Below are 7,652 nucleotides of genomic sequence, written 5' to 3'. Positions count from 1 at the left end.
TGGCGTGCAATGGGGGTTTATGACAGAACAATAAGGAGTATGCAAAATGCGAAATTTTGATATCTTTGGTCATTTGAAAAATGTATGCGTTATAAAGAACGGGGAGGTGATATTTGAATATACAAGAGAAAATGAAAAAGGGACATTGCTGTTTCCCATAGGCTGTATCTTCAAATCATTTTTATCCGTTCTTGCTGGTATCGCCATATATGAAGGCAAGATAGGGAGTATAGACGATTGTGTGATTGATTATATTTCTCATGAAAAAATTGCAGACATGAACTGGTACAGACTAAAAATAAAGCATGCCCTGTCTAAAACGACAGGGATCACATGGCCAAGGCCGCAAGAGCCGCTTCCCATAAATATGAGGGAAGTAATGGAATTGAAATTTGAAAGTGAACCCGGCGTATCTTTTCAGTACAAGCCTGACCCGCAAATCATTGTATATTTATTGGAAGAAATATACGGACTAGGAATCACCGAATTGTTTCATGCAAAAGTCATTTCAAACTTTGTCAACAAGGATTATAAATGGGATAAAGATGATATACAAGGTATGGAAGTCTCCCCTTTCATGTTAAATGAATTAGGACAACTCATGTTGAACAAGGGAGAGATTAACAGAAAACGTCTGTTCTCTGAAGAATATTATAATCAAAGTATCTGCGAGTATTCCTGCGGTGGTATTCCGGAGTGTACACCGTATGGCTTAGGCTGGTGGATCGGAAAAAATTTGGAGATTCCATATTTTTTTGCAAGTGGTTTCGGAGGACAATATTTGACTATTATTCCACGTAAAAAAATGATCATTCGTATTATATCAGATACGGACAGGCCACATCCTGAAAACAAGTCCATAATTGAAAAGGCACTACAACTATAATCTCCAATTATTCAAAGGTTGAACATTAAGTGAGGGACGGAAGAACCATTTTTCGTATAAATATAAACTGTACATTGGAGAAACGGTCGGCAGGCACAAGCAACAAAATTAGGATAAAACGAAGCACAGAGCAGGAGGATCCAAAATGAACGAAACCCTATCCCGTCCACGATTCAACCAAATGGAAACACCCGAAAAGCAGGCGCTGATGGAGAAGCTGGCAGCCCGCTACGATATGACCTTCCTTGGGCTGCATACCTTTGACCGCTGGGGGCAGAGCTGCACCACCGGCGTGTTCGAAAAGGACGGCCGGGAATTCGTCTTTGTCCCCGGCGACAGGGTCACGCTGGGCTGGGAACGGTTCGCCATAGGCCTGAACCAGGAGAGCAGAGAGGAGCTGGAGTACCTGTTCCGGGAATGGGAGATGGAGGGCGACCCGGAGGAAATGATCGGAGAGGGCATGGCGCCGGTGCGGCAGGCCGCCATTCCCCCCATGCTGGTGGGGCGGGAACTGGAGGAGATTGGCTGGGAGCCGGTGGCGCTGGACGACCCGAGGCTGTGCCCGGACTGGCTGGAGGAGTTCCGCCGATTCGCTGCCACCGGCGGGAACAGCCTGACGCTGGTAGGCTGCGCCCGCTTCGAGAGGGATGGCGATAGCTGGCAGACGTGCCTCTACCATGAGACAGACTATCCCGACTTCCGCAAACGGCTCCATGAACAGGGCTTCTTTTTGCCCACAGCAGATGAGTGGGCTTACCTGTGCGGAGGAGGGTGCCGCACCCTCTTCCCCTGGGGCGACGGGCTGGACTACTCCATGCGCCTCCACTGGTTCGAGGACACGGAGGACGAGGACAGACCCTATGACATGGAAGAGCCCAATTTCTTCGGACTGTCCATCGCCTACGACCCCTATAAACGGGAAGTGGTGCAGGCGGACAGGTTCACCACCTGCGGCGGCGACGGCGGCTGCAATATCTGCGGCGGGCTGGGGCCCTTCCTGGGTTTCCTCCCCTGCTCCCCCCACTACAGGCCGGAAGTCCAGGAGGACAATGAACTGGACGGCGACTACGACTTTTACCGCCCCATCATCCGGGTGGAGATGAGTTAGTACATCATTGCATTGATTTTGGGTAAAAAGGTTGTAGAAAAAATTTGGGGGAGATTCGCCCCCCATTGTGCGCCAAATGAAAATGGCGTTGACTGTAGATGAAAAACGGAGGAATTGTTGTATAAAGAGAAACTTTGGAGCGCTTGGGAAGAGCGCGAAGGTAAGTAGTTCTGAAAGAGAAAGATGGCGATATAGGGGATGCGGCGGGCATTGTGGCAGGACGGCACCTGGAAAAGGGGAGGAGTCGCTCCCAAGGATTTCCGGAAAGCCGCGTGATATGCGGACTGGAGATTCCGAGAGGATATTCGACAGAAAAAGAGGTACTGATATGGGCGCCTGGGGCATAAAAGCATGGGAGAGCGACGAAGGACAGGATGTAATCCACATCCTGGAAAATGAGTACATACCGGAACATCCGGTGATGGAGCTGGGCGAGATCATTCGACTTCCTCTTTGACAATACCGCCATGGCTCTGGCAGAACTGTACTTCCGGTGGAAGGACGAGGGCAGGCTGGACTTAGGACACCGGGACAGCCCATGGAACCATGTGACAGACTTCACCGCATCCAAAAAGGCCCTTGCCTGCCTGCTGAGACAGCTCAACGACATAAAAAACCAGGTGCCGGACGAGGACGGCATCCGGGAGAGCGTGGAGCTCTGGAAAAAAGAAGACAGAGGAGAGATCGACCCTGCGTGGTGGGAGCATTTAAACCGGCTCATTGAGCGGCTGATTTCAGAGTGGTAAAATGGAGGACACAGAAGATGTATATCAAAAAATATTGGGGCAACTACATTGGCGGGACAGACGACAGCCTGAACCTGATTGAATTTCTGAAAGATCAGAATCAAGATGAGATTTCCCTCAGCGAAATCTTTGCCAAGATTGGACTGGACAAGCAGAACTGGGACTTCCACCAGACAGTGGAATATCTGGTGTTCACCTGCTCCGACGGCTTGGAGATGGACTTCCACTTCGCCATCGACCTGGTCACGGATTTGGCCGCCATCCTGCTGGAGTGCAGCGTCAGCGGGGCAGTAGACCTCCACGACCTGGACGAGTACATTACGCCCTCCCGCCTCATCCGCGTGACCGCCACGCCGGAGGAGCACGCCGCCATGAACAGGGCTCTTTCCGACTTTGTCAGAGAACCCCTCAGCTATGACCTGCACGAACTGGTGCCGGAGGAGGATATGTTCGCCATGGCAGAGGACTGTGAAAACCTCCGCCAGGAACTGTATGGCTCCGGCGGATGCAGCCCCCAAAGCCCCGTGCCGGACGGGAAGGGCGCTGCGCCGGACGGAGAGGGCGCTGCGCCGGGCGGAGAGGGCGCTGAGCCGGACGGGAAGAGACCCGTGACGGGCGGGAAGGACGCTGAGCCGGGCGGAGAGGGCGCTGAGCCGGGCGTGAAGAGCGCTGAGCCGGGCGGAGAGGGCGCTGAGCCAGGCGGAAAGGGCGCTGAGCCGGACGGGAAGGGCGCTGCGCCGGGCGAGAAGGGCGCTGAGCCGGGCGGAAAGAGCCCAATGCCAAGCGAAAAGGAGCCCCTCCCCCATCCGGAAGAGACAGCCCAAGATAAGGGACAAAAAGAGAATCTGCTGGAACAGTGCCAGAGATGGAACGCCGAGGACAGATACCAGGAGATCATCCACGCGCTGGAAGCCATCCCCGCCGAAGAACGCACCCCCGAGATGGACAGCGAACTGGCCAGAGCCTACAACAACTGGGGCACCCTCCGCTCCGACCGGGCGGCGCTCAAAAAAGCCATCGCCCTGCTGGCGCCCCATGAAGAATATTTCTCAGGCGACCATTTCTGGAACTTCCGTATGGGATATGCCTATTACTACCTGGATCAGGAAGGGCGGGCGCTGCCCTACTTCCGCAGGGCGCTGGAGGCCTGCCCGGACGATGAGGACACCAGGGAAATGATCGGTTACTGCGAGGAACGTATCGCGCTTCCCCAGTTTGCAGAGTGCTTCCGGGAGCGGACGGTAAATTGGTGGGAAACCTTTGCCGAGCGGGAAGCGGAGCTGCGCTGGATGATGGACGAGGACAAGGAACACCTCCGGGGAGCGGAGATCGCGGCCCAGATGGAGGAAGTCCTGCACCTGGCCTTTGACGATATTTCCTTTGAAATAGGATGCAACGGAGAGAAACATGAACTGATCCTCACCCCGGAGGGAGACAAAGTCAAGCTGTTCCAACTGGCATACTTCCGCAGCCACGCCCCGGAAAAAGTGCTGCAACACTGGAACATCCTGGTAGGCCGCCAGCCCAACCCCGATATAAGCCTGCGCACAGACCTGGGCTGGGAGGTCTCCGGGGAGGATGTGCAGATCTGGCTGGAAGAGCGGGGCGAAAACACCTTTGCCCTCTCTGCCTACTGCCAAAAGCTGCTCCCCATGCTTCGGGAGGAGGAAAACAGGGTCTGGTGGGCCATCGTCACCCTCACCGACCAGATGCTGGGCGAAATCCCCCACATGAGATACATCGACTCCTTGGATGTGCTGGAAGCGCCCAGAGAGGAGCCCTCCGTCCCCCTGACCGAACTGCCCCGCAAGCTGAGGGAGCTGGGGCTGGATCTGTCCACCGACCCCAAGGCCTGTCTGGAAAGCTACCTGGGCTATCAAATGCCCCCCAATGAAGACCGGGACGCCGACTGGCGGCTGGATACCATCGCCGGTTCCACCTGCTGCGCCCCGCTCATCAACGGCTACCTGAACGCCGACAACTACCACATGGACAATCTCCACGCCGACGGCGCAGTGGCGGGCTTCCTCTGCTACCCCCTGTGCACCCTGCAGGAAGAGGAAGGCAGCCAGAAGATCTTCGACTTCCGGGACAGCCTGGAGGAAGCCCTCACCGCCGGGGACGGCGCAGAAGCGCTCACCCTCACCGGCGGAGCCACCGGCATCTACTGCGGCTATGTGGACTTCATCGCCTGGGATCTCCCCGCGGCGCTGGATAGGGCAGAGACCTTTTTAAAAAATTCCCACCTTCCCTGGGCGAACTTCCACACCTTCCGCCGGGAGGCAGCCACAGTGCCCCTGAAAAGACCGGAGAAGGACGGCGCGGACATAGAGGAACTGGAAGAATTGGAGGACTGCCAAAAGGAAGACGGCAAGGAGGATGCCAGCCACAAAGATGACGACAGTGCCGGAATGGACTATGCCCTCTGCCACATAGAGAGCATCGAAGAGAAAGGGCTGGACATCGACCCCATCAACGCCTACAACCACATGGCCATCTACCTGCGCTGGTGCATGGAACATGACCTGATGGGCGATGATTTCCTGGAGGAATACAGCGCCATGACAGAACAGGCCAAAGCCCGCCCCGGCAACACAGACCTGCGGACATTCATCCGGGAAGAACTGTCCGGCTGCCTGCACTCCGCCCTGTTCAACCGGCAGGGCCAGGCCTTTGCCCAATACTACTACGGGGAAAACGACCAGCCGTACTACCCCGCCGACATTGACGACTACGCCCTGGAATACTTCGGCAAAGCCCGGTACCACTCTGACGAATTCCGGGAGGAAGCCTACCTGTTCCTCCCCTTCGACGAGGACTATTACCAGGCCATGGCAAAGGTGATACAAAGACGCTTCACCAACTGGCAGAGCCAGGACTTTGACGAAGATACCCTGGAGCCCTCGGAGCTGGCGCAGGCCATGATGAAGTACCTGGACTGCAAATGCACCTATTTTCCCTCCATGAGGGACGATGACCCCATCATGTCGGCATACCGCTATGCCCGGCGCCTCGGCGTGCGGGAAGGCTTTATCCCCCTGCTGGTGAAGGTGGACGAAACCCTGTGGGAGTGCCTTGTGATGAACACCGACCCGGAAAACGATGGCGCTGACGACTATGCCTTCCAACCGGAGAAAGTAGCAAAATACCGGGAGAAGATGCTGGCCGCTCCCGTGAAAGACGGCAAAGCAGTCTTAGAGGAGTTGATCGGCCAGCGCAAGGAAGATGCCGAGGACGACGACATGGACTGGGAGGAAGTCCTGGGCGAGATGGAGGAAGACGCGCAGCCGGATACAGAGGATGAACTCAACTGCCGCTTCGCTTCTTATTGGTGCGAAAGAACGCAGATGACCTGTCCCCTGATCTTGGCGAAAATCCCGGTGAAGAACCCCTGGGAGATTTTCGCCTACCTGCCCTTCGGCAACTGGAATGACTGCCCCGACACGCCGGAGCTGATGGCGGCAGCAAAATACTGGTTCCGGCAGCATGGCGCGGTTCCTGCGGCTATGACCCATGACGAGCTGGAGTTCCACCTCCCGGCCCCAGTCCCGGGGAACGAGGCCATGGAGGTGGCCGTGGAACAGTACGGCCTCTGCCCGGACATGGATCAGAACTTTGAAGAGATCGCAGCCCTGGCCGACACCCTGCGGCGGTCTACCGTCTGGTATTTCTGGTGGGACTAGAGGGAGTGTGACTCGTCGCTATTTCCTTAACGTCTTTCTGCATTGAGGGTCTCGATGCTGTATATGCCGCCTGTATGGCCGAAGGATTCGTTATTGAATATGAAAAATGGTATTATGATTTCGGATGGAAATCCGTATTTGGGGAGGAAGATATCATGGAATTTAATGAAGATTTAGAACAATTTATTTTTGAGTTCAATGGACTGATTTTTGCCTGGGATGAAGAGCCTGGAGAAAATTATTTGGAACAGGTCAAAACATTATCTGAAAAATACAATGCACATCTAAATTTTATTGTAGAATTTATGATGCCTTATATTACGAAAGTGTTTGGTACGTTCAGTTTTGATGAGATCAAAGAAAAATTGGGCAAGCCTGTTATTGACTACGAGAATGGCCGGGTAAATTACTTTGAGCAATCATTTGATGATACACATATTTTTACATTTGAATTTTCGGATGATGAATTTGAGGATCTGCAGTATTTTTCAATAGATGGTTGAAGGGAAATGCCCATAGTGGAGAGGAATAGTAATATGAGTGAAGAACTGCAGAAACAATATTATCTGATTAGATTTAAGGTTTTGCAGGAAACGTGTTATGCTATTTGGTATACAGATGATATTGACGGGTTTCTGCTTGATAAAGACGGCATGTTAAGATCTTTTCCGACCAAAGAGGAAACGATGGCGTTTGCGCGGGAGGAGGGATTGCTGATCAATACGAAAGAAGATGAATTTCTTTTATCCTCAGCAATCCTTAGGAAAAAGAACATCGGAAAAATAAATTGCAGTCTTTTTCTGAATTACTGGAATCTGTTTTCAGATATAGCACATTCAATGAACTGTAGATTTATCGGCGATAGCAGGGAAGAGCATATTCGGCATATTTATGAAAAGCTGTTTTATGGATGCAATATACTGCTAAAGGAAAATGAGGAACCTTATAGACCCAAATGGAGCAAGAAGGAAAAATGTCTGATTGCCAGTGTGATGAAAAATGGGTTTAAGATTTTATCGAAAGGTCTGCACAAGAGCTGATATCTCTTTTCCCTGTCCGTCAGGTTGTTATAGGAGTCAAGGAATGACATGACAGAACCTCCATTGGTTAGTAGCTCTATTATACCAGAAAAACGGCAGAATGTCCTGTTTTTGCAGCGATATATTCGGTTGTCATATATACTGCTTAACGATTTCACTTGCCGTGAAATCAGACTGCATAACGCTGAC

The 7,652-nt window shown here is 52.9% G+C and carries 7 protein-coding genes; all 7 read left to right on the top strand.

What is annotated here, in order from left to right:
• Positions 1–46 precede the first annotated feature (46 nt).
• Positions 47–886 (top strand): serine hydrolase, encoded by an 840-nt coding sequence (locus Q2B33_RS22275; protein ID WP_296473862.1) that lies wholly within the window; start codon positions 47–49, stop codon positions 884–886.
• Positions 887–1,031: 145 nt separating this feature from the next.
• A complete protein-coding gene (locus Q2B33_RS22270; protein WP_300782081.1) occupies positions 1,032–1,994 on the top strand; it encodes a hypothetical protein in 963 nt (320 codons plus the stop codon).
• 76 nt (positions 1,995–2,070) lie between these two features.
• Positions 2,071–2,451 (top strand): hypothetical protein, encoded by a 381-nt coding sequence (locus tag Q2B33_RS22265; RefSeq protein WP_300815198.1) that lies wholly within the window; start codon positions 2,071–2,073, stop codon positions 2,449–2,451.
• A 10-nt stretch (positions 2,452–2,461) separates the two neighbouring features.
• Positions 2,462–2,740, top strand: coding sequence for a hypothetical protein (locus tag Q2B33_RS22260; RefSeq protein ID WP_300782086.1), 279 nt, complete (start codon positions 2,462–2,464; stop codon positions 2,738–2,740).
• 17 nt (positions 2,741–2,757) lie between these two features.
• Positions 2,758–6,423 (top strand): imm68 putative immunity domain-containing protein, encoded by a 3,666-nt coding sequence (locus Q2B33_RS22255; protein ID WP_300782089.1) that lies wholly within the window; start codon positions 2,758–2,760, stop codon positions 6,421–6,423.
• Between the two features lie 74 nt (positions 6,424–6,497).
• Positions 6,498–6,926, top strand: coding sequence for a hypothetical protein (locus tag Q2B33_RS22250; protein ID WP_300788360.1), 429 nt, complete (start codon positions 6,498–6,500; stop codon positions 6,924–6,926).
• A gap of 33 nt (positions 6,927–6,959) precedes the next feature.
• Entirely contained in the window at positions 6,960–7,463 is a 504-nt protein-coding gene (locus Q2B33_RS22245; RefSeq protein ID WP_296474917.1) for a hypothetical protein, read from the top strand.
• Positions 7,464–7,652: the final 189 nt, after the last annotated feature.

It is taken from the genome of uncultured Acetatifactor sp. (genome assembly GCF_948601915.1).
GTDB lineage: Bacteria > Bacillota > Clostridia > Lachnospirales > Lachnospiraceae > Acetatifactor.
This window is presented reverse-complemented; position numbering and strand designations above follow the sequence as displayed.

What these genes read in the sequence shown, in the direction of transcription:
- Q2B33_RS22275 (WP_296473862.1), top strand. Translation starts at nt 47, where the DNA reads ATGCGAAATTTTGATATCTTTGGTCATTTGAAAAATGTATGCGTTATA.
- Q2B33_RS22270 (WP_300782081.1), top strand. Translation starts at nt 1,032, where the DNA reads ATGAACGAAACCCTATCCCGTCCACGATTCAACCAAATGGAAACACCC.
- Q2B33_RS22265 (WP_300815198.1), top strand. Translation starts at nt 2,071, where the DNA reads ATGAAAATGGCGTTGACTGTAGATGAAAAACGGAGGAATTGTTGTATA.
- Q2B33_RS22260 (WP_300782086.1), top strand. Translation starts at nt 2,462, where the DNA reads ATGGCTCTGGCAGAACTGTACTTCCGGTGGAAGGACGAGGGCAGGCTG.
- Q2B33_RS22255 (WP_300782089.1), top strand. Translation starts at nt 2,758, where the DNA reads ATGTATATCAAAAAATATTGGGGCAACTACATTGGCGGGACAGACGAC.
- Q2B33_RS22250 (WP_300788360.1), top strand. Translation starts at nt 6,498, where the DNA reads ATGGCCGAAGGATTCGTTATTGAATATGAAAAATGGTATTATGATTTC.
- Q2B33_RS22245 (WP_296474917.1), top strand. Translation starts at nt 6,960, where the DNA reads ATGAGTGAAGAACTGCAGAAACAATATTATCTGATTAGATTTAAGGTT.